The sequence below is a fragment of the Pseudarthrobacter sp. 902506025 genome, from assembly GCF_040702325.1.
Classification (GTDB): Bacteria; Actinomycetota; Actinomycetes; order Actinomycetales; family Micrococcaceae; genus Arthrobacter.
On record NZ_JBFBKW010000001.1, the window covers coordinates 163,527 to 183,719 of the forward strand.

Consider the following 20,193-nt stretch of genomic DNA (forward strand, 5'->3'; position numbering starts at 1 on the left):
CGCCGGGCCGGGGGCCGGAAGTGCCGGCGGCCGGGTCAGCGGGAGGGAATTCGAACCAAACGGGGAAGCTTGCTGGGGGTGGGCCGGCGGAAGGGAGGAGTGGCATCCAGTCTCAGAGATGCCACTTGACCGCCGGCCCTGGCCCCATTGGTTGGCCCTGCCCCCAACAACGGGACCGTGGCATAACGGTAACGCCGGTACCGAAACGGAAACGCATGAACCACGCAAGGTTGGCTCAAGACTGGCAGCACCGTTGCTCCGGCCGCGTCTGCACGTGAAGGGGAGCGGCTCTACCACTCAGCGATAGGCTCCCTATGACGTTGGGGCACGCGGCGGAGCCGCTGGTGCACATTCAGGACTTCCGGACGGACTTTCAGGTGTCGAGCGCCGCGAGCATGTGCATCAGGGTGGACTAGCCGGATCCGCTCTTTCCGACGGTGGCTACAGAATCACCCCTGTGGATGCCCAGAGCGAACGTCGTCGAACCTGTCGCCCCGTATGAACTTCCAGGTCGGCGGTTTTCCACATTGTGAATCGACAGGGTCTCATCCATTGGTGCCAGAGTGAAAACGCCCCGGCCAAGGCTAACAAGAACGACGCCAGATACGGGATCCCAGGACCAGGTGCACCGCGTCAGCGGCCATCGTCCTGGATCCCCTCACGATGAGAACATCTCTCCAGTAGATATAAGGAACTGGGCAGGGTCGCTGTCGATATCTCTTGGCTCATCGAACCAGGAGGTTCTGCGATCATTTCGATGGCGCAGCGCCGTTGTCAGCATTTACGGAATTCCTTCCTCGCATCGGGCTTGTTCCCAGTATGTCGTGCGAGCATTTGGCCCTGCTGTTCCCGTTGGCCATACCGTTGAAGCGTCCAGAGAGAGTGCAGTTGATGAGTACCCGAGAGATGTCATCCCCGCCCTCCCCGAGGCGGACGTTGAGTAAAGTTCCCGAGATCACGATCTGGTTCTGGGTCATCAAGATCCTTTGCACCACCGTGGGTGAGAGTTTCGCGGATTTTATTAACGACGCGCTTGGTGTCGGCCTGGTTGCAACCGCGATGATTTTCACCGCTGTCTCCGCCGTCGTCCTTGCGGTTCAGATCCGTCAGCGGTCATATGTTCCGGCGCTGTACTGGCTCACCGTCGTCCTAATGAGCATCACCGGAACCCTTTACACGGACATTCTCACGGACCAGGCCGCTGTGCCTCTCGGGATAAGCTCCGCCGTGTTTTCCGCCATGCTCGCCGTGGTCTTCGGCATTTGGTTCACCCGAGAACGAACCCTTTCCATTCACAGCATCATTTCCTTGCCGCGGGAAGCGTTCTACTGGCTCGCGGTTCTGGTCACCTTCGCTCTGGGCACCGCTTTGGGTGATTGGACGCTCGAGCTCACCGGTTGGGGACCCGGCATCTCGATCCTGCTGCCCTTGGTGCTGATCGGCATCGTTTCCGCCCTCTGGCGGTTCGGCGCTAACCCTGTGCTGGCCTTTTGGACTGCCTACATCCTCACCCGTCCCCTCGGCGCGAACATCGGAGACTGGCTTGGGCTCGCACCCGACGAGGGCGGCGTGGGCCTTGGCACCCTCACGACAAGCATTATTTTCCTCGCTGCCATCCTCGCGACCGTCGTTTACCTCTCGATCAGTAAAGCCGACGTCGTCCCCGACGTACCTGAGCAGGCATCCCCGCCAGCCGCACCCGCACGCCGCCGCGCTGCCCTGGGGATGCTGGCAGCAGTAGCGGCCGCAACCATCGTGCTCCTTGCCTACACAAACAGCCTCCCGCACACCAGCGCCGCCGCAGAGAAGAGTACGACGCCCAGCTGCGGTCCGGGCACGACCGCGTTGACCCAGTCAGAGGCACAATCGGCAGCGCAGGCACACTTCGCCGCCTCGAACATCCAAGAATTCCGCACCATCACAACGGACACCCTCGCACTCGTTCAAAAAGGCAATCAGACCCAAGCTTCGACCCGGATAACCGACCTCGAAACCTCCTGGGACGAAAACCAACGCACGCTCAACGCTGCCGACTGCGCCGTATGGAACTACATCGACAAACAAATCGACGCCGTTCTATCCGCCGTCCGCTCACACAGCCCCAATCCAGCAACCGAACAAAAGGCCTTAAACACCCTCCTCACCACACTCGGCGGCGCCTGAGCCCAGACGCGAATATTCACAACCACGCCGCCGGGACTGTCCGATAAACGGTGTGTGTAGGTCCCGGCCGCTATTCAATCGATCAGCTGCCAGCCCTGGGCCGGCTTCCGGGCCGCCGACCTTTTTGTGGAGCTTGAGTCCGTGGCACGCCCGCTTGCGCCGGTGCCAGACGGCGGGGTCTATTGGGCGAGCAGGGATACAGCATCGGCGATGACGAGTGCCAGCAGCACGAAGCCGCCGAAGGCCTCCAGCCCCATGAGGGATTTAGCCCGTGCCGAAAGCGGCATAGTATCCGTGGGGCTGAAAGCCATGGAATTGGACAGCGAGAAGTACACGTAGTCGATGAACGAAGCAGTCCAGCCGGTCTTGGCCGACGACCTGGCGGCAACTTCCTTGACGGCATCGTGGTCCTCGTCCTGCGGGAAACGAAAGTCCGCGCGGGGTAGTTCGTGGCGCGGGCTGTGCCGTCGAAAGACAGGGCCGCCCCTGTCCAACTCCCAATAGACAAGAGCAAAGGCGATGACGTTCGTCACCCATACCTGAAGTGCTGCCAACAGAAGGGTAGGACCGTTACTGTTGGCCGAGTTTGTGAGCACAACGACTAACTGAACTAAGGCCGTCTCGTTTGCTACGACCAGCAACAACGCCTGGCCGACGGAAAGATACCTCGACCAGCGCGTTTCGCGGGTAAGGCGACGGGGATTCAGGGCCACGAGTGGGACCAGCAGGCCCAATCCGATGATGACGACAGCGAGGCGAACATTTGGCAGGAACGTCGTCGGCAACGTCGCATCAAGTCAAGGCACGATCTTGATGGTTATCCGGAAGTGTCGGGAGAGATAGATCGAATCAGAGCGGTGGCCGCCCGGTGTCCCGGCCCTGTGCCGCCGGGCCGTGCGGCCCCGTGAACCATATCCTTGGCTGGGTTGGTGAGCTCAGTTCATGTTGTACGTCACTTATGAGTGAGGGAAGCAAAGAGCGCACGGCGGGTTGAGCTGCGATCCGGGGACGCGTCACGGTTTTCCTGCTGCTTATGTCTTAGACCAGGACCATACCGGCAGCTGAGGGCCAGATGCGCGCACGATAGATGATTCCGGCCCCCGTCACCGACCTACTGGGGGGCCGGTCGGTGACGGGGACGCCATCAATTCTACGGCCGTAAGGCTTGATTTTCGCGGCCTCAACGCGGAGCCTGCCCGCGCGTGGAAATTCAAGACATTCGATTGCCGAGCAGCGTCCGTCAGCTCGGCCCCGCAGGCCGCGGAAGGCAACATTGAGGTGGTCCTGACTCAAACCGTCACCGGTCCTGAGTCAAACTGCCATAGTCACATGCGCCGGCTGACACTCGAATGAACATGGGAACGAGGAGAAAGACAGCCCGCAATGGCGGAAGGTCGGGTCACAAATTCGCTGCTGCGAGTCACGGCACAGATTCCGCTGTTCCAGACCCCGCCCGGCAATTTTTGGAGCGCCTCCTTATGCGTCCGGTAGGGGTGCTGCCACGTGCAACGGGCTGGCTTAGCTTCAGCTGCGCGCGGGCTCAACCGTGCCCAGGCCTTCACCACCCCTGCGGTCGCGAGAACTGGGAATACATCACAAGAAAGGTGGCGCACCCCGGATCGGCGGGGTGCGCCACCTTGGGTTGGATCACCAGTAGTGGGCTACGTCCACGATCAGGCGGGAACCTGCTCCCGGGCCTTCAAGTGTGAAGACCCTGAAGGGCAGCCGGGCGCGGACGCCCAGGCCAATGCTGGTGTAGCCTTCGAAGCTTCCGGCGTAGACCACTTGCCGGAAGGTCTGGTAGCCGGCCACGTTGGTCAGTTCTGCCTTGTCGGCCGGGTTATAGGTGATGCTGCCGGTGTGGTTTTCGGAGGGTGCGTTCACGGTGACCTGCAGGCGTGCGTTGCCCCGTGCAGGAATCGGAAGGCCCGAGCCGTCCTGGATGATGGTGGGGACGTACCCCACCGTGTAGCCCTCGACGGGGCCGTTGAGGTCAACCACCATCCTGTCGAAGCAGTACTGCTGCCCTGTACGGACGTTGGTGACTGAGGCGGTGCTCATCCCAGGCACGGTTTTAGCCTGGGATCCCCATTCGAGACCGCAATACGGGGTGGCGGCGGAGGCGGGCCCCGGCGCCAGTAGGCCCAGCCCGACGGCCGCGAGGAGCGTCGTGAGCCAGAGGAGGAGTTTCTTCATTGTGGGTGCCATCCATAAGAGTGGTGCTGTTGGATACCACAAGATTAGGTGTCGCGGCCGCGTGAAAGGGCGCTTGTGGCCGATTCGGGGCGGAACCGTGAGGAACTCTCCGGTAGCATCACGGTCCAATACATCGACGCCGTTGTTACCGTAACCGTTGCCCGGTTATCCGGCGGTTCTGGACCCCGCCGTTATTGATCGATAACGGCGCGCAGACAGGCGGAGCGACGGGAAGGTGAGCTCCGAAAGCTCTTTTCGAGGCTGTGAAGCGCTTTCCCTCAATCTGTCCCAACACGGGGATGAGTGGACCCCGGCGGGCGCGCGTCCTGCCCCGTCGTGGGGGTCGGCTTGTCGTTCGGGGGAGACGGTCTGCCCCGGGTTTCATGCGCCGGGTGGTCTTTCCGTCATGGCCCACCCCGTGGACGGGTCGAAGTGCGCCACGGTGCTGCTGCCGGTTGCAGGGTCACCAAAGCTGGTTGCATGCCGTAACGCCGCTGTAGTGCACTCGATACCCGCAGGGCCTCCATCGCGTGGGCCAGTGCTTCCAAGTTGCTGCTGCCGGCAACGCTGAAACGCCCATGTACTGGACCCTCTCCGTCGTATTCCACAAAGAACGGCATTCCCACACCATGGCACGGGCAGCTTTCGTCGGAGTAGGGCGAACGTCCCGATGTGGCGGCTCTTTGCCGGGCACAGCTACGATCACGCCGTGAAGACGACGTGAACATCGGGGCCACGCATGAGCCGAAACCCGAGGATGCGCGGCGGATCGGGGTAATCGTGACCATGGGAGGTGCCGTGCGTGCTGCGGGGTTCCGGGAGATGTGGGATATTTTGCGGATGACGTCATCGCTGGACACCTACCTGTTTCCCCTGCTGGCCGATGGTGTGTGCCCGGCGGGAACCCTCGACTATGACCTGGCCTCCGGGTCGATGACCTGGTCTGAGGGCGTGTATGGGATTCACGGTTTCAGGCCCGGACAGATCGTCCCCACGCTCGAGGTACTTATGGCGCACCAGCACGCGGACGACCGAGGACCGTTCACACACCTCCTGAAAAACCTTGCGGACAATGGCGGGCAGATCGCCCTGCTGCACCGGGTGGTCGACAGCCGCGGCCGGCAACGCCAGGTTTTTACCTCCCTGCACGCAACCAACGACGGGCGCGGAACGGCGGCCCGGGCTACAGGGTTCATGGTCGACCTGACCAGAACCATCCGTGAGGAGACGCGTCTGACGGCCGAAGCAGCTGTCCAGGGCGCACTGGCCCACACAGCAGCGATCGAGCAGGCGAAAGGAGTCATCCGTGCACTCCTGGGTGTCAGCGCTGATACTGCGTTCAGCATCCTCGCCGCCCACAGCCAACACACGAACACGAAGGTACACGTTGTGGCCGCCACCATCCTCAACGCCGTCGACGAAGGCACTGCCGCCCGACTGCTGAAGGACTGCGGCACCCTGCGGCGCCGACGCGACCCCGAATGACCAGCCCCTAAACGGGCCCGGACACGCTGATCCTCCCCGGCCGGGCCCCACGGCGTAAACCCCCTGCGAGGCTCAAGATCACCCCATCTTTGTCTCATGTCTGGATAAAGTCTCTTCCCGTTGATCCGGGACCCTGCTTACAGTATTTGCGGAAACGAATGATGCCTCCCTCAGGGGAGGGCAGGGGGATGAGTTGGGGACGTGGCAGTACAAGTAGACCAGTTAGACGCGCTGGGATTTAGGCACACGGTGAGAATTGAAGGTTCTTTCGGCATCCTGCAGTACCCGGTCCTGGCGGTGAGCGCCGTCGCCGGTGACTTGCACGGGCCGATCCATGGCGGGCCCTATCCCTGGCTGGAGGAAGACCTGCTGGCCCGGGGGTTTCGCTCCGTCCTTAGCGGCAATCTGGAGGACATCGTTCTCAAAGCCCGGCCAGGCGACGGCAGTATCCGCTGCCGGGCGTCGACGGACGACGGGCTGGTGTGTTTACTGGTGGACAACCGTACCGTCTGGTCAGTCCAACTCGATACCGGGGACCCGGAAAACCTCCAATGGCTCAAATCCTCAGCGAGCAGGGACGTGACCATCGCCACCGGCGTCCTCACCCGCCCGGGGCTAGACGGCACCCTCACCGGCCTGGGGCCCAACACTGACCCCGGGGACCACTGGAAACCCCTCGTGGCTGCCCGGGTTCCTACGACGGTCGGGCCGTAGCGACGAGGGTCCGCCGGCGGTTCCTCCGTCGTTATGCCACTGGCCAAACGGGAAAACGCGGCCAGAACCCGGTCCTGCCGGCCCGCCCGAACCCCACCGGACCTCGGCCAGGAATGAGCCTCGTCTCCAGCCGTTGATTACCTGGTCCGAGCCTTGTTGATGCGGGCGTGGAACGACCGGCAAGCGGGTTCCGGTCCAGATGGTGTGGCACGACGACGGACTGCCCCCGCTCATGGGCCGCTTATTGGCCGAGGAGGGAGACGGCGTGGGCGATGACGAGTGCCAGCAGCACGAACCCACCGAAGGCTTCCAGCCCCATGAGGCCTTTCGCCCGCGCTGAAAGCGGCATGGTGTCCGTGGGGCTGAACGCCATGGAGTTGGACAACGAGAAGTAGAGGTAGTCGATGAACGCCGCTGTCCAGCCGGTCTTTACCGAAGATCTGGCGGCAACTTCCTTGACGGCGTCGTGGTCTTCGTCCTGGGGAAAACGGAAGTCTGCTCTAGGCAGGTGGGGCCGGGGGAGGTGTCGGCGGGATACGGGGCCGCCACGGTCCAGTTCCCAGTACACCAGGGCAAAGGCGATCACGTTCGTCACCCATACCTGAAGTGCGGCGAGCAAAAGGGTTGGCCCGTTACTGTTATCTGCCCTTGTGAGGGCAACAACCAGCTGTATGAGTGCAACCTCATTGGCTGCGACCAGCAGGAGTGCCTGGCCAACGGAAAGAATCCTGGACCAGCGTGTTTGGCGGGTGAGGCGGCGGGGGTTCAAGGCCACGAGCGGAATCAACAGGCCCAGCCCGACCACGACCACGGCGTAGCGGACTCCCGGCAGGAATGTCGTCGGCAACGTCCCGTACAGGCCCAGCGCGGTAAGGAGGCCAATGACGGCCGGCCAGCGATGCTCCGCTGCGTCCTGCGTCTTATTGTCGGGGGTCACGCATAGGAGTTTAGACCCACTGTTCTGCCGGGCCGGGACCGCCACGGCAACTTATCGCGCACCGTGCCGGCCCCGCAGCAGCACGCATCCTTGAAGCAAATAAGCGGCAAAACGCTGCTCCGACAACTCTTCGACCGTGCAGACTGATACCGCATTGGTGTGCTCTGAATAATCAGGCCTCCGGGTGCACCCGCCGGGGGTCACGGCGTAGCCTCCACGCGCTTCTCTCCGTGGCAGGCACGATAGGGGACGGGGCTGCAGCACTTGCCCGGAGCATAGTGCAGATCAACAACGAGGCCGCGTGGACGTCGCTGCCTGATGTGACAGGCGACTTCCGGTATGCCCCGGCGGAGATGCGTCCAGGACGGGCTCCAAGAGCGGGCACGCCAGTATCGCGCCACGGGCGTCCAATTGTGAGGCAGGGCTAAGCGTTCGGGCGCGGCGTTCCGGCCGCTGGATCGCGTGTATACAGTCCGGGGTAATCGATGACGAACCCGTCAGCATCCACCGTGATCTGACGGCTGAAGTCGCTGTCCAGTGACTCGTACAGGTAGAGATTTGCTGCCGTTCTCGTATACGCCTGCGGATCGGGCGTCACTTGCAAGGAGGGGACGGCAACATAGGCCGTGATGATTTCCGTACGAACCCCTAGGGGCAGGTCAAGCCGCCGGACCGGCAGGGTATTCGTGAAGGGGCTGAGCGCTAAATCGACGTCAACGGCGCCCTGCAAGTCCGGGCGGAGTACCTGATTGACGTTCCACGTACCGTCGCGGTGCCGGCGGATCTCGAGCTGCCCGTCGTCATGCCGATGGAGCCTGAGTTCACGGAAGATCCAGCGGCGGTCAAGAGTCACCTCGTAGTCGTAGTGTCCGTTCTCATTCACCCACGTGGAAAGAGCCCGAAGTGTTTCGCCCTCCGCCGTGAAGTGAAGCTTTTCGATGCTCGGCGTCTCTATGCCGTACCAGGTGTAGTTCATCGTCCACCTATTCTCTGATTCTTTTTGCCGGTTCCCGAAGTCAGGGTCCGGCCAGCCAGCGCATGTGTGTGATCAAGCAGACGGGGAATGGATACCGTTGCCCTGTTGGCGGAGGGCCGGCCTGTGCTCATCGCAGGCCCGGGTTGCTGCGTTAGCCCTACCGCCAGGTGGGCCATAGGTTCAGCGGCGCCGTCGCACCAACGGTGGGGCGCGGGACACTTGGCCAGTCAAAAGCCACAGGTCCAGGTCCAGCGGCATATTGCTTTATCGGGATCATGAATATACGGGTCCTCCCGAGCCCGCGCCGCACGTTTCAGCCCGACGGTCCGCCGCCGCACGAAACAGCAGCACGATCCTGGCTCGGGCGACGTAGTCCACTGATTCGGAATCGCAAGCAGCCCCGGGGGAGCAGGAAGGGCGCGCCACATGCACAGAGCGCGCCCTTCACTCTTCCCATACCCCATGCCGATTCCCCTTCGGCTGGGATTATCATAAGACCGCCCAGCGGAGAACGGGCAAGCTTTTGGCATCTTCTTTGGCGGAAGCGACACCAAATCGCTGTGACTTCCGCTGCACCTTCGATAAGTGGGAGCCCTGATCACAGCCTGGGCCGCACCTCTTCCAGCCTGATCCACGAGGAAGCCTGCTCCCTGCACTGATCGTTGGATCCCGTCTTCGCGGGGGCCTGACGACTGGCGGGGTGTCCTTCACGTCTAACCGGCATGGTTCTGCGTCGGCGCCGACTGCCAGTCCTGGGGAAGCGAACAGAAGTCAGCCGAAAACTGAAGAAGGTGCCTCCGCACGTGTATCGAAAGAGTCGCCGTGATACTCGGGGGTATGGAGGGGACAGCCTGGTGGCCAGGTAAGGGGTCGTACGTTGGGGGGGCGGGCTACAGTCTGCGGTCAAGGAGCCAGGACGTGTCCATGTCGACGTCGGGGCGCCCTCGAAGCTTTCTGACCAGGAAGACGAAGGGCATCAGTAACAACTGCAGCAGGCCGCCTGCGATCAGCAGGGCTACGAGCAGGACGATTTCGGGGAGATAGAGCAGGAATATCGCCGTCAGGGTGGCCAGGTAGGCTGCGGCGTAACCAATGATCGTCCCGGGATCCATGATTGCTTCCTATAGTGGGGCCGTCGGATTCTCTGATGCCTTGTTCTGCGCCGGGGTATGGGGCTGTGGCCTGTTAGGGACGGAGCCCTTCGCCATGGCTTGTGTGGCCGGGTGCTGGTGGGATCCGGGGGTGGTGGAGCCGAAGCAACGACTGATGAGCCTTTTCTGCGGCGGCGCAGCGTCAGGAGAACGAGCAGGGTCAGGCCGATCCACGCGGAGGCAGCAACGAAAATCAGTGCCACCGTCTGGGCGGTACTCATGACTGGGATGCTTGGCGTGAGCCGGGAAGGCGTCCCCGGAATCCCGTGGGCACGCATGTACCCCCGTGGGGGGTCAGAACCACAGGTCCCACGGTGGGTGGCGAACTGGAAGTCCACGGTGGCCGCCTGCGTAGGAAGCCCGTGAGGGGAAGGCCGGAAAATCGAATCTGGTCGGTGGGGGTGGACATGATGTCCCGGCTTTCCGTGAAACTGCTGCGGCTGACTGCACAGCCTGATGAGTCAAGTTTCCGCCCAACAAAGCCGGGTAGCAAGACCGGGTACCTTGGGTCTTTCCCCCGGCAGCACCCCGGGGCACCTTCTGCAGCCGTATAACCGTTCCAGTCTGCTCGCCAGAATCGCGGGCTACATCTCCCTGCCCGGCATCGGCACAGCAGCAGAACCCGGCACTACCCGTGTAGACCCGAGGTTTACAAAACCCGTACCTAATACGGGCGATTTTGTTGCCCACTATTATGGGTGCCATGTGCGTCATACGTGGTTCCGTCGGTTGCCGTGCGGCAGGAGTTTCGCACTAAGCTCCCTTTGGGGTCCAGACCGGTCGGGAGCCTATCGGGTCAGCACATAGGAGTTGTTTGGGTTTGACGGGGCAAAGCCCGTGGCGGGGGAGGGGCGCCGCCGCTTCGCTGGCGGTGGTGGCCTGGTTATGCGCCGCCGTGCTCTTGTGCACCGGCGACGGAGTGTTCGCCTCTCCTGACTTCAGGGGCCGGCCGCAACCCGCCGCGACGATTAGCCGGCCCACTGCCTCGCTGGTGCTCCCGCCAGCCTTTCCACATGCGCATCAACCTGTCACAGTTCCAGGCAGCCAGCCGATGACCGTGACCGCTGTTGTCGGGGGACGGCAGATCAGGGCGTCCTGGACCTATATGGAAGGGCACCCAGGATTGAACGCGCATCTGGATGCTTGGCTGCTTGCCGCCCTGGACACAGCGGCTGCAGCGGCCGCCCCTTCCGCTGGCCGGTACCGTCCGGCGATGGCCTTGAATGCTGACCCGTCTCAGGTCCCTTCCCTCACCCTCTCGGCCGAGCCAGTGCTGGCCGGTGGAACCGTGATCATGTTCCGGGAGAAGGTGAGGGATACCGGCCCCGGCGGCAAATTTACTGTCAGTTCTGAAACTTTCACTGTTGATACGGTCTCGGGAGAACTGCGTCGTGCCGTTGAGCTGCTGCGGCCCGAGGCCCTGGACAGGATCCGGGCCCGCATCCGCCCGGTCCCGACCGGCATCGCCGCGCCCGCTGGGCAGCAGCCGGCACCGGCCGACGTGGTCCTGGGACCGTCCGGAGAGCTTGAAGTCACCACGGATCAGGGACCGTCCCGCCGGCCAGGAATGATAATTATCCCTGCCTCGGAGGCCGAGGCGATGCTCAGCGACGCAGGTCATAAAGTACTCGCCCAATTCAGGACCCCTGCGGTTGCCCCGCCTGCTGCCGCCCCGGCGCTCCGCCACGTCAATTGCGACCTCGTCCCGTGCGCGGCCCTGACCTATGACGACGGCCCGGACGCCAGGACCACGCCACAGCTGCTGACAATTCTGAAAGACAGAAACGCCCAGGCGACTTTCTTCATGACCGGGGCCAACGCTGCCGCCCACCCGGCAACCGCCAGGCAGGTTGCCGACGCTGGGCACGCCATCGGCAACCACACCTACAGCCACCCTTACTTGACCAAGCTGACCCCCGCGGCGGTCAAGAGCGAAATGGATCGCACCGATGCCGCGATCCGGACCGCAACCGGCTCCTCGTCTTCACTGATGCGCCCCCCGTACGGGGCCGCCGACGCCATGGTGCAGGCCGCCGTGGGCAAACCGCTGATCATCTGGGCGGTCGACTCCCTGGACTGGCAAACCAGGAACCCCGCAATGTTCGTCCCGAAAGTGCTAAAGGAAGTCACCCCGGGCGGGGTGGTACTCATGCATGACGTGGACCAGACAACCGTCGCAGGACAACAGGAGCTCATCACGAGCCTCCAGGAACAGGGCTACCAGCTCGTCACAGTGCCGCAACTCTTCGAGGGAACACCCCTGCTGCCCGGCCACGTCTACCGCGCACGGCCAGAACGCAAATAGCGAGCGGACGGGTCGGCCGTTGTCGATTTTTCACTCTCGGCGGCACCGTACACGCCGCCCAAGGCAGGCCGGCTACTTGGCTGCCGGTCCCGCGGTTGCCGCCGGAAGGCCAGGGCCCGCTTGACCGCCCGTTGCCTTCGCTGTGCTGCTTGGCCCAGCTGTTGGGGGCGCCTGGCTTGGAATGACCGACGGTTGCGGGGTGGCTTTACCGGTGGGGACTGTCTGTTTCGTAGTCGCATTGGGCGTGGGAGTATCCGCTTCCACGCTGTCCCCAGCGGGGGCGGTGGCCGTCGGCGTGGCGCCGGTGTCCGCGTCCCTGCCACCGGGCCGCTTGGTGGTCGGGGGGCTGATGGGTGTGTTTGAACCATTCGAAGCCACCTGGGAGATACCGGTTTGGAGGTCGGCCGTGCCTTTTGACAGGGACGTTCCAGTCGCTGCCTGGACACCGACAACCGAGCCCACCCCGATGGCGAAAATGGCGGCCGTTCCGCCAACAGCCATCCGAAACTTCCGTGGGGTGAATGGCGTGCCGCCTTCCTTGAGGGAGGCTTCGCCGGGCAGGGGGCTGGCGGATACCTTGCTTGAGCCCGCCCTGCTGGTACCCGACGTGTCCGTGGCCTTCGAGGGCGTGAAGGGAGCAATGTCCGTGCTCCTGCGGGGCACGACGCGCTTGATCTGCTGGTGGCTCTTTTCCAGCGACGCGCGGAACAATGGCACTGCAACAGCGGAAATAACGCTGAGGATAAAGGCCCCAACCACGGTCCCGCCAAGTCCGAGCTGTCCGCCGATGACAGAAGCCACGGCTGCGGCGGCCCCGCCGGCGATGACTTGGGTGGGGCTGAGATCAAGGCCCCTCTTGGGCGTAACGGTGTTCTCGGCTGGTTTTTCGGAATGGTCGTCGGTTTTGGTCATGGTTCCCGTTGCTGTCTCTGTTCACACTTCGCGTTGCCCGTCCCTGTACATGGCATGCGGGCCGGTGCATTTCATCGTTAAGGTTTCCACGCCTATCTGAGAGTTTCGGCCAGCACCCGGGTAACGTAATCAACGCCACAGCCCGTGAGCGCGTGCGTCGACGGGGAAAAGCCAGCTTTCCGGGTTACCGGTTCAGCTGGCTGCCCCGGTGGAATGGCCGGGTGCCTGAAAGTTTTCTCGTCAGGGCTGCGGAAACCGGCTTTTGCACCCGATCAAATGGAGCACCTCCCTCAAGCCGAGGGCGGTTGGCCGGGCGGTGTTTATTTACGAACAGGTGTCGAAGTGCTGCAGTTCCGCCCGAAGTTGTGTCCGGCCGCCTTCCGGAGGGCTGCTTGAAGGGCGGCCCGGGCCACGCGGAGCCCTACTGGGAGCGAATAAGGTCAAGCAGAGGTGGCAGCCTTGTGACGCCATCTTCTGCCATGAAGTGTCCTGCTCCCGGATAGACCTGGAGGCGTGCGTTTAGACGTCTGGCGAGGTCATCGGATGCTTTCGGCGGCACGAAGGGGTCCGTGTCCGAGCGAAGTACTGTTCGTTCCCGGATGCTCGGTGCCACCCGCTCAACGGCAACATCAGTTGCGAGGAAACCATCGAGTTCCGGCAATGCTGCCAGTGGTTCGGTGAACCCTGCGACCAACACGAGACCACCCAGCTCCCATGGTTCCGGCAGTGTTTCGAGCACCCGTAGGACAGTGACTACGCCGAGGGAATGTGCCACAACCACTGTTGTGGTATCCGGCACTCCTAGTGCCGTGCTGACTGCGTTCTCCCAGGCTGTCCTGACAGGATCTTGCGGGTCGGGGAGTGGAACGACCGTGACTTGTATGTCTTCAGCTTCGAGGGCGCTTTGAAGCCAGGGGAACCAGTTTGCATCCGGGGACGATTCGTATCCGTGGACGATGACCACGCGTTGGACGGGTCGTACCGGGACATCCCTGGCCGGGGTGTTCATTGGGGGAGACGCCAGAGAGTGCGGCCTGCGGCCCAGTTATGCTCCGATGTCACCCGGGCGCCCTTGACCTTTGATTGAGTTGTTTCTCCATTGGGACGCTGACGGTATACGTAACCCTTAACTCCTTTTGACATGGCGGGGGTATCCATGTTGGTGTCAGCGAGCATGGCTCCGGCCGTGATTGGTGATGAAAACCTGCACCGCCACGACATGGGCTTCTGTCAGGCCCTCCTCAGGCCCGGGCTTCTCCAGCAGGACGGGTTGGTGGTATTGGTGGGCCCAGTCATGCACGTCAGCCTCCAGCGCATCGTCGATCCACACAATGGCGTCCCAGTCAGCATTACCTTCGGCCTCCATTGTGTTTAGCCATCTGGATACTGACCCTAGCTTGGGCGTATGTCGATCCTCATCGTCTGGCTCCGTGATTTCCACGCGCAGCGGTTTCACCTCCAACTGCAGCTGCCTTTCGAGGCTGTCCACCAGATCCTCATTTGACGTCGAGACCCACGCGAGCCGTCCTTTGGTGGAGAGCCGATGCACTAGGGCAGCCTTCAAATCCGAGAGCTGTGCATTGTTCCCATCAGGCTTGTCACCCTGCTGAAGCTTAGGGTTCAGCACACCGTTGATGTCGAGGAGGATGATCGGCTTCATGACCGAGACCATAGCCGCTCCGTAGGCAGGAGGATAGTCTCCAGATCCTATTTGGCCGAGGTATCACCGACAACGGGGAGACGGCCGGGGGGTAGTAAGGGTGAGGCTATCGGCCGGTCACCCGTGCTTCGCCGCCCCGGGGCGACAGCGTAACTCCGGTTCTTGGCAGGGATAGGTACGCGGAAATGTAGTCCACCAGAGTTTGGCCTCGCGCTTTCCCGTGAGTTGAAGGCTGTGACGGAGCCCCGCCAGCCACTGTCGCTTGGCGGGCGGTTGTGAGAGAGGCTTTGCCCGGGGGGACGTTCACCGAAAGCCCCGAACTTGAAAGGTTAGTGAGGCCGATCTTGCTGACAGCTCGACCTTAGAGTGTTTCGGGGATGGCTCGGTCTGGAAACAGCGTCGCGAAATCCCGTCTTCGGGCCGAATCCAACGATGAGCGGCTGCTTCCGGTTCTCCGGTCTTGATAGCACGATTCTGGCCAAGGTCCCCGATTAGGGAGGAAAGGGGCCAAAAAAGAGAGGGGCCCCCTATCCACCAGTTGGGGCCGAGTACGGCACCGCTTACCGGTGTCTGGAGAAGCCAGTAAGACCCCGAGCCACCCCCCAAGGGCTCGGGGTCTTTTGCTTGTCAGATCCGCTGGCTAGGATGAGCGCCAGGAACTGCCCTGGCACTGGGTGTTTCTGCGCGGCAGAGCGACCTACTTGGGGGGCCTCCGCCGCTTTGGCGTGTCCGCTCGACAGCAGCCCAGGTCCCGTCTCTTTCCAGAATCCATCTGTTACCGGTGCCGGGCTGCGGCGAGTCTGCTGATCAGGCAAAGGGCAGAAGCAACAATTGAAGGATCCGCCGGCGCTGAGCTGGCCGCACAAGACGATGATCCGGGCCGTACAGGACGAAGATGCTCCGATCGCTGCGAAGTACCCGAAGGTGAACCCAAGTATCGTTCCGGGTCCAACCAACGCTCACCCCACCCTTAGTCGGTGATAGTTACGGAATTAGTCGCCGCTCCTATGCTGCCGGCCACAAGTCCGCGCATAACCCTTCTTGCTCATTGCTACCCCAGCCATGCAAGAGCACAGCGTGCAGCAGGCAGGATTTCGTCTTGCTTTCCTGTTGACGCACGAGGTAAATCCGCTGAAGGGGCGAAAAGCTGAGTACCCGCTGTGTGATCCAAGAGGTCATTTTTGGGTCCGTTCCCAAAAAACCAGTACAACTACGCGTTGTTTGCGTGCCCAGCGGCCGGAAGTATGGGCGTCATCGATCAGCCGGAAGCAAGATCCCCCGTGGTCCCTGAATGGCTGTGCGTCTCATCATCTGTCTTTAATCAGCCAAAGGAGTCATACGATGCGCAAAATGACTAAGAAGAACAAGGCCCTCGCAGCAGCCGGAGCACTCGCCCTGATCGCAGGTGGCGGCAGTGCGGCCTACGCTTACTGGACGACAACCGGCTCCGGGAGCGGTACCGCCACCAACTCAGCGGGCGGCGGCACAGTTGCCCTGCATGCGACGTTCGACGCCGGCCTTGCACCCGGCAATAGTGTCAAGGTCGCCTACACTGCCGACAACGGTACGACCAGCAGCACGAAGGTAGGGAAGCTATCTGCCAGTGTGACCACTAATGTCCCTGAGTGCCTTCCGGCCTGGTTCGACGTCACCGCGGACACCAGCAATGCCCTCGTTGCGGCTGGAGCAAAGGGAACTTCCGTGGGCGCCGGGACTCTGACCTTCAAGGACAGCGCGGACAACCAGGACGCCTGCAAAAACGCCGTAGTGACGATCAACGTCAGCAGCCTGTAAACGACCTCGCCGGCGGGGCGGGCGGCAAAACCTCCCCGCCGGCGACGTCCACTTCTTCCACTTCAACGAAGCTAGAAGGGCTTTCCGTGCAAAACGAGTCTGGGGCCGTCCGCGCTGCCGTGCGAAGAACCACCACCTCGGTGAGGGTGCTGCTGGTGGGGCTTTTAATCACGTTCGCTTCGGCGGGTACGATCTTCGCCGCAAGCCAAGGCGGAAGCCAAGGCAACAAGGCAGGGGTCACCATCCAAGTGAATCCCGCCAGCCGCACCGTCAACCAGGGGGACTCGGTCAGCTACACCGTTTCCTTGACGTCTGCCAACGGGTTCAACGGCAGCGTCACCCCCACTGTGTCCGGGCTCCCAGCCGGGACGACCGCGGCCTTCGCACCGTCTTCAGTAACGCTCACTTCCGGGAAGAGCGCCAGCGTCGCCTTGACCGTGGCAACACAGGCCACCACTGCGCTGGGCAAAGCAGACCTGACAATTGCCACCGCAGCCAACGCCAGCCAGACAACCGGCGTCCTGGTCCAGTTGATTGTCCAGGCCGCCACGAAGACCTTCACCATCTCGGGCAACCTTGATCCCCCGCTTACCCCAGGGGCATCGATGCCGTTGAATCTTTCCTTCATCAACCCCAATAACAAGGCCTTGGCACTGTCCAGCCTGTCGGTGTCCATCACTTCCATTACCCGGACCAAGGCGGCGGTCGCGGCGGGCCTTCCCTGCAGTACGGCGGATTACGTGGTAACCAACTACAGCGGCCAGTACCCGCTAACCGTTCCGGTGGGGACATCGAAGCTCGAAGCGCTCAGGCCCGTTAGGGGAGAGTGGCCCAGGATCGCCATGCTGGACACCACACAGAACCAGGACGGCTGCAAGGGCGCCACACTTCAACTCTCCTACACCGGAGCAGGGGAGGGGAACTGAAAATGACGACAACCAAAATAACCTTGCGCAAGCTCACTGCCACGTCAGCGGCAGCAACAATTGCCCTATGCCTGGCCACGGGAGCGGGCGGCGCCTATGCCTACTGGTCCACGATCGGAGCGGGAACGGGCTCGGCCACCAATGGCACGATGAAAGCAGTCACTGTTGACGCTCTGATTTCCGGCGACGGTACGCACAACTCCCTTGTCCCGGGCGGTACCGCCGATGTTGCCGTCCGGGCTACAAACCCCAACAACTTCGCGGTGCAGGTGTACGCCATCAGGGGCAACGGGGCCGCGACTGCGGATGCAAACCATCCCGGCTGCCTCACTACCGGGGTGACCTACACGGACCCGTCTGCCCCACTGGCGCCCGCAACCACCATTCCCCCGAACTCATCTGTGCTGATCACCCTCCCTGGTGCCGCCAGAATGTCCCTGGCATCGTCTTCCGGCTGCCAGGGCGCATCCTTCAGCCTGCCCGTCACTTTGGAGGCACGGAAATGAACCTCCGCAACCAGGGCCGGCAGGTCGTTGAACCGGCGCTCCGCAGCCAAGGCGGCCGCCGCAGGCTTTCCCGGGCCGCAGGAGTGCTCGCGGCCGCTGTTGTCATCTCATGGGCTGGCCCGGCCGCCAACGCCTTTTGGCAAACCCTCGGGAGTAACGCCGGGGTCGTCAAGGCCGACTCCATTCCCGCCATGGCCGCTCCCGCTGCGTCCGTTTCCGCCAGTTCCGCCTCGGTCGACTGGAAGCAGGGCACCACCGCTGCAGGCGTTCCGGTGGCCGGCTACGCCGTAGCCCGCTACTCCACAGCAACCGGCGGAATTGCAGTTGCCGCCACGGGCGGCTGCGCCGGTACGGTCACGGCCTTGGCATGCAGCGAGGCCCTACCGCCCGGAACTTGGTACTACACCGTCACGCCGATGCTCGGCGCCTGGGCGGGAGCGGAAAGTCCCCGCAGCGCAGGCGTCACCGCCGCCGACACCACGCCTCCCGCCGCCCCGAACATCACAGCTCCGGCCAGGATCACGAGCGCTCCTGCAACGGGTACCAGCGCCAACGTGGCGAGCGTTCCGGTCACGATCACAGCTGAAGCAGGTTCGTCGGTAACGGTGACCGCTACCGACACGCCCCCTCCCGGCACCACCGCACAAACTGTCTCACAGGTATTCACGGCAACTGGCTCCAGCCAGACCATCAACTTCAACCTCTCGACCCTCAGGGACGGAACCATCACTTACTCGGCAGTGGCCACCGACGCCGCCGGCAATACCAGCGCTGCAGGTACCGCCACATCGGCCAAAGACGCCACAGCCCCCGCAATTTCGGCCGTGACTCTAGTCAACGGCGGCGCGGGCAACGTCATCGACCAAGGAGACAAGGTGGTCCTCAAGTTCTCCGAGGCACTGGACGCCTCAACCATCTGCAGTAACTGGACAATAGGCGGCAACCAGAGCATCAACGGTTCAGAACAGGTAACGGTTAGAGTCAGCGCCGCGGACATCCTGACCGTCACCCTGGACGGCGCCCAGTGCCCTACCGCCAGAATCGGTTCTGTGTCGCTGGGCGGTGCCTATTCCGGCGGAACGGCCCTCAGTTTCCACGGCACAGGAAGCGGCGCTTCGAAAGCATCGTCCCTCGCCTGGGATGCCACCAAATTCGAACTGACCATCACGCTGGGCAGTCGTGATACCCCGGGCACAGCGGCAAACGTCAACGGAAACGTCAAACCCACATACACGCCATCGGCTGGACTGACCGACACGGTCGGCAACCCCTTGCCGTCCACACCGTTCACGGCGGCCCCCTCGAGGTTCTAATGCCCCTCCGACCCGGTGCCAGCCTCCCGGTCCCCTCCGAGGGGCTGGCACCCACGCCCGTGGCCGTTTCCGGTAGGCCAAGGTCAAGGCCCCATCCAGGGCGACAACCCCAGCCAGAGGTACCCGGCGGCCGCAGGACTGAGGAATCTTAGCGTACGTAAACAGCGCGGCCATGGGACCGGTCCCTCGCCACGAGCCCCCGGAAACAGCATCCTGCTCGGCGGTGGCGTCATTCACCGTCGTCCCCAAGGAAGCTACCGCAGCAGGATGTTGCCGTAAAGAAGCAGGATGTTGACGGACCGATCATGACGGCCCAGGGCAGGCCACCGCTGACGTCGCCGATGGCGAGGAAGATGTCGGTCAAGGCTTGAAGGATCATCTACGGCCAAAAGGCGACCGTCCGCAGCCTCAGGGCCGCGTAGCCAACACCGACAGTGAACGCACCGATGACCTGGGCCGCAGTCACCACGACGTCCGCCCCGAAGGCGTTATTCGCCAGGTGCGAAAGGCCGAAAAGTTCCGACACAGTCATCGCCGCCGGTACTGGGCTCCAGGCTTCAAGCGCGGACAGGGCAGGCCACGGAACCAGAGTTCCTTAAAGATCCCCGTCGCTGTCTCGCCGATCAGGACGGTGAGGACCGTCCATTCGACGGACTGCACGCCGGCGAGGCAGTACAGCCAGGGCCGCGGGAAGGACCAACAGCCTGCCGGACCGGACCTGGCCAAGCGGAAGCCGGTGATCACGGCCGTGGCCACCGCCATCACGGCGAGCACCAGGACCCCGGCCAGCCGGCGGTACCGGCTTACCCAGCCTGTGAAGGTATCAAGGGCCAGGGCGGGGGCGACATTCACAAGGGCGGCGGCCGCGACCAACGTCAAGGCAAACTGGAGGGGAGCAAACCGCGCCGGCAGGCGGCCCGCGTACGGTGGAGGAGTCTGCTGGCACTAGTGCTCCTAAGTCGTAGTGCCTGCTACGACGCAGGTGCGCCCACGCTAACCACCGAAGCCGTAGGCCGACAGGGCCCACTGCCCACCGACCCAGCACTGGCGAGTCGAATGCTTGAGGACGCACCTACCACTACGACTCCACTACCAGGGCGGGTGACTCTCAAGAAGGATTGCCAGGGCTGACGGTTCTGAACCATATCGGGCACC

19 protein-coding genes are annotated in these 20,193 nt (G+C 63.0%); 8 read left to right on the plus strand and 11 right to left on the minus strand.

Annotation, left to right across the window (positions count from 1 at the left end; genetic code table 11):
* The first annotated feature begins 936 nt into the window (after positions 1-936).
* On the plus strand, positions 937-2,163 hold the full coding sequence (locus AB0280_RS00745; RefSeq protein WP_307489432.1) for a hypothetical protein: 1,227 nt from the start codon (positions 937-939) through the stop codon (positions 2,161-2,163).
* A 179-nt stretch (positions 2,164-2,342) separates the two neighbouring features.
* On the opposite strand, the gene AB0280_RS00750 is transcribed toward AB0280_RS00745, so the two are convergent.
* Both AB0280_RS00750 and AB0280_RS00755 read right to left on the minus strand, forming a co-directional pair.
* Positions 2,343-2,717 (minus strand): hypothetical protein, encoded by a 375-nt coding sequence (locus tag AB0280_RS00750; RefSeq protein WP_366366020.1) that lies wholly within the window; start codon positions 2,715-2,717, stop codon positions 2,343-2,345.
* Positions 2,718-3,810: 1,093 nt separating this feature from the next.
* A complete protein-coding gene (locus AB0280_RS00755; RefSeq protein ID WP_307489428.1) occupies positions 3,811-4,359 on the minus strand; it encodes an AMIN-like domain-containing (lipo)protein in 549 nt (182 codons plus the stop codon).
* A 720-nt stretch (positions 4,360-5,079) separates the two neighbouring features.
* Here AB0280_RS00755 and AB0280_RS00760 point away from each other — a divergent pair.
* Complete coding sequence (locus AB0280_RS00760) at positions 5,080-5,844, plus strand: PAS and ANTAR domain-containing protein (protein WP_366366021.1); 765 nt, start codon at positions 5,080-5,082, stop codon at positions 5,842-5,844.
* Between the two features lie 249 nt (positions 5,845-6,093).
* A complete protein-coding gene (locus AB0280_RS00765) occupies positions 6,094-6,558 on the plus strand; it encodes a hypothetical protein (RefSeq protein ID WP_366366022.1) in 465 nt (154 codons plus the stop codon).
* A 241-nt stretch (positions 6,559-6,799) separates the two neighbouring features.
* Here the strand turns inward: AB0280_RS00765 and AB0280_RS00770 are convergent, their stop codons facing one another.
* The 3 genes from AB0280_RS00770 to AB0280_RS00780 all read right to left on the minus strand — a co-directional run bounded on the left by AB0280_RS00770 (position 6,800) and on the right by AB0280_RS00780 (position 9,583).
* Positions 6,800-7,495: a hypothetical protein gene (locus AB0280_RS00770; protein WP_307489421.1), complete on the minus strand. Its 696-nt coding sequence runs from the start codon at positions 7,493-7,495 to the stop codon at positions 6,800-6,802.
* A 424-nt stretch (positions 7,496-7,919) separates the two neighbouring features.
* A complete protein-coding gene (locus AB0280_RS00775; protein ID WP_307489419.1) occupies positions 7,920-8,471 on the minus strand; it encodes a putative glycolipid-binding domain-containing protein in 552 nt (183 codons plus the stop codon).
* 890 nt (positions 8,472-9,361) lie between these two features.
* Entirely contained in the window at positions 9,362-9,583 is a 222-nt protein-coding gene (locus AB0280_RS00780) for a hypothetical protein (RefSeq protein WP_307489417.1), read from the minus strand.
* A 1,252-nt stretch (positions 9,584-10,835) separates the two neighbouring features.
* Here AB0280_RS00780 and AB0280_RS00785 point away from each other — a divergent pair.
* Positions 10,836-11,927 (plus strand): polysaccharide deacetylase family protein, encoded by a 1,092-nt coding sequence (locus AB0280_RS00785; RefSeq protein WP_307489415.1) that lies wholly within the window; start codon positions 10,836-10,838, stop codon positions 11,925-11,927.
* 72 nt (positions 11,928-11,999) lie between these two features.
* Here AB0280_RS00785 and AB0280_RS00790 read toward each other — a convergent pair whose 3' ends face one another.
* From AB0280_RS00790 to AB0280_RS00800, 3 genes are all read right to left on the minus strand, one after another.
* The gene (locus tag AB0280_RS00790; protein WP_307489412.1) at positions 12,000-12,839 is read right to left on the minus strand and encodes a hypothetical protein; all 840 of its coding nucleotides are present in this window, start codon (positions 12,837-12,839) and stop codon (positions 12,000-12,002) included.
* A 421-nt stretch (positions 12,840-13,260) separates the two neighbouring features.
* Complete coding sequence (locus AB0280_RS00795; RefSeq protein WP_366366023.1) at positions 13,261-13,803, minus strand: RBBP9/YdeN family alpha/beta hydrolase; 543 nt, start codon at positions 13,801-13,803, stop codon at positions 13,261-13,263.
* A gap of 201 nt (positions 13,804-14,004) precedes the next feature.
* Entirely contained in the window at positions 14,005-14,499 is a 495-nt protein-coding gene (locus tag AB0280_RS00800) for an HAD domain-containing protein (protein WP_307489410.1), read from the minus strand.
* 1,341 nt (positions 14,500-15,840) lie between these two features.
* Here AB0280_RS00800 and AB0280_RS00805 point away from each other — a divergent pair.
* The 4 genes from AB0280_RS00805 to AB0280_RS00820 all read left to right on the plus strand — a co-directional run bounded on the left by AB0280_RS00805 (position 15,841) and on the right by AB0280_RS00820 (position 19,038).
* Positions 15,841-16,293 carry a hypothetical protein gene (locus tag AB0280_RS00805; protein ID WP_307489408.1) on the plus strand — a complete coding sequence of 151 codons (453 nt, stop codon included), beginning with the start codon at positions 15,841-15,843 and terminating at the stop codon, positions 16,291-16,293.
* A gap of 86 nt (positions 16,294-16,379) precedes the next feature.
* A complete protein-coding gene (locus tag AB0280_RS00810; protein ID WP_307489406.1) occupies positions 16,380-17,219 on the plus strand; it encodes a hypothetical protein in 840 nt (279 codons plus the stop codon).
* Positions 17,220-17,221: 2 nt separating this feature from the next.
* Positions 17,222-17,725: a hypothetical protein gene (locus AB0280_RS00815; protein ID WP_307489404.1), complete on the plus strand. Its 504-nt coding sequence runs from the start codon at positions 17,222-17,224 to the stop codon at positions 17,723-17,725.
* On the plus strand, positions 17,722-19,038 hold the full coding sequence (locus AB0280_RS00820) for a hypothetical protein (protein ID WP_307489402.1): 1,317 nt from the start codon (positions 17,722-17,724) through the stop codon (positions 19,036-19,038). The genes AB0280_RS00815 and AB0280_RS00820 overlap by 4 nt, the downstream gene beginning before the upstream one ends.
* Positions 19,039-19,267: 229 nt before the next feature.
* Here the strand turns inward: AB0280_RS00820 and AB0280_RS00825 are convergent, their stop codons facing one another.
* From AB0280_RS00825 to AB0280_RS00835, 3 genes are read right to left on the minus strand one after another with little or no spacing between them, the layout of a single operon-like run.
* The gene (locus AB0280_RS00825; RefSeq protein WP_307489400.1) at positions 19,268-19,402 is read right to left on the minus strand and encodes a hypothetical protein; all 135 of its coding nucleotides are present in this window, start codon (positions 19,400-19,402) and stop codon (positions 19,268-19,270) included.
* Positions 19,403-19,417: 15 nt separating this feature from the next.
* On the minus strand, positions 19,418-19,570 hold the full coding sequence (locus AB0280_RS00830; RefSeq protein ID WP_307489398.1) for a hypothetical protein: 153 nt from the start codon (positions 19,568-19,570) through the stop codon (positions 19,418-19,420).
* The gene (locus AB0280_RS00835; protein WP_307489396.1) at positions 19,567-19,917 is read right to left on the minus strand and encodes a hypothetical protein; all 351 of its coding nucleotides are present in this window, start codon (positions 19,915-19,917) and stop codon (positions 19,567-19,569) included. Before AB0280_RS00835 ends, AB0280_RS00830 begins: the two co-directional genes overlap by 4 nt.
* Between the last annotated feature and the right edge of the window lie 276 nt (positions 19,918-20,193).

Bases quoted from the DNA above. Each gene is read 5' to 3' on its own strand.
- AB0280_RS00755 (WP_307489428.1), bottom strand. From the start codon at position 4,359: ATGAAGAAACTCCTCCTCTGGCTCACGACGCTCCTCGCGGCCGTCGGG.
- AB0280_RS00775 (WP_307489419.1), bottom strand. From the start codon at position 8,471: ATGAACTACACCTGGTACGGCATAGAGACGCCGAGCATCGAAAAGCTT.
- AB0280_RS00780 (WP_307489417.1), bottom strand. From the start codon at position 9,583: ATGGATCCCGGGACGATCATTGGTTACGCCGCAGCCTACCTGGCCACC.
- AB0280_RS00785 (WP_307489415.1), top strand. From the start codon at position 10,836: ATGGCCTTGAATGCTGACCCGTCTCAGGTCCCTTCCCTCACCCTCTCG.
- AB0280_RS00790 (WP_307489412.1), bottom strand. From the start codon at position 12,839: ATGACCAAAACCGACGACCATTCCGAAAAACCAGCCGAGAACACCGTT.
- AB0280_RS00800 (WP_307489410.1), bottom strand. From the start codon at position 14,499: ATGAAGCCGATCATCCTCCTCGACATCAACGGTGTGCTGAACCCTAAG.
- AB0280_RS00805 (WP_307489408.1), top strand. From the start codon at position 15,841: ATGCGCAAAATGACTAAGAAGAACAAGGCCCTCGCAGCAGCCGGAGCA.
- AB0280_RS00815 (WP_307489404.1), top strand. From the start codon at position 17,222: ATGACGACAACCAAAATAACCTTGCGCAAGCTCACTGCCACGTCAGCG.
- AB0280_RS00820 (WP_307489402.1), top strand. From the start codon at position 17,722: ATGAACCTCCGCAACCAGGGCCGGCAGGTCGTTGAACCGGCGCTCCGC.
- AB0280_RS00830 (WP_307489398.1), bottom strand. From the start codon at position 19,570: ATGACTGTGTCGGAACTTTTCGGCCTTTCGCACCTGGCGAATAACGCC.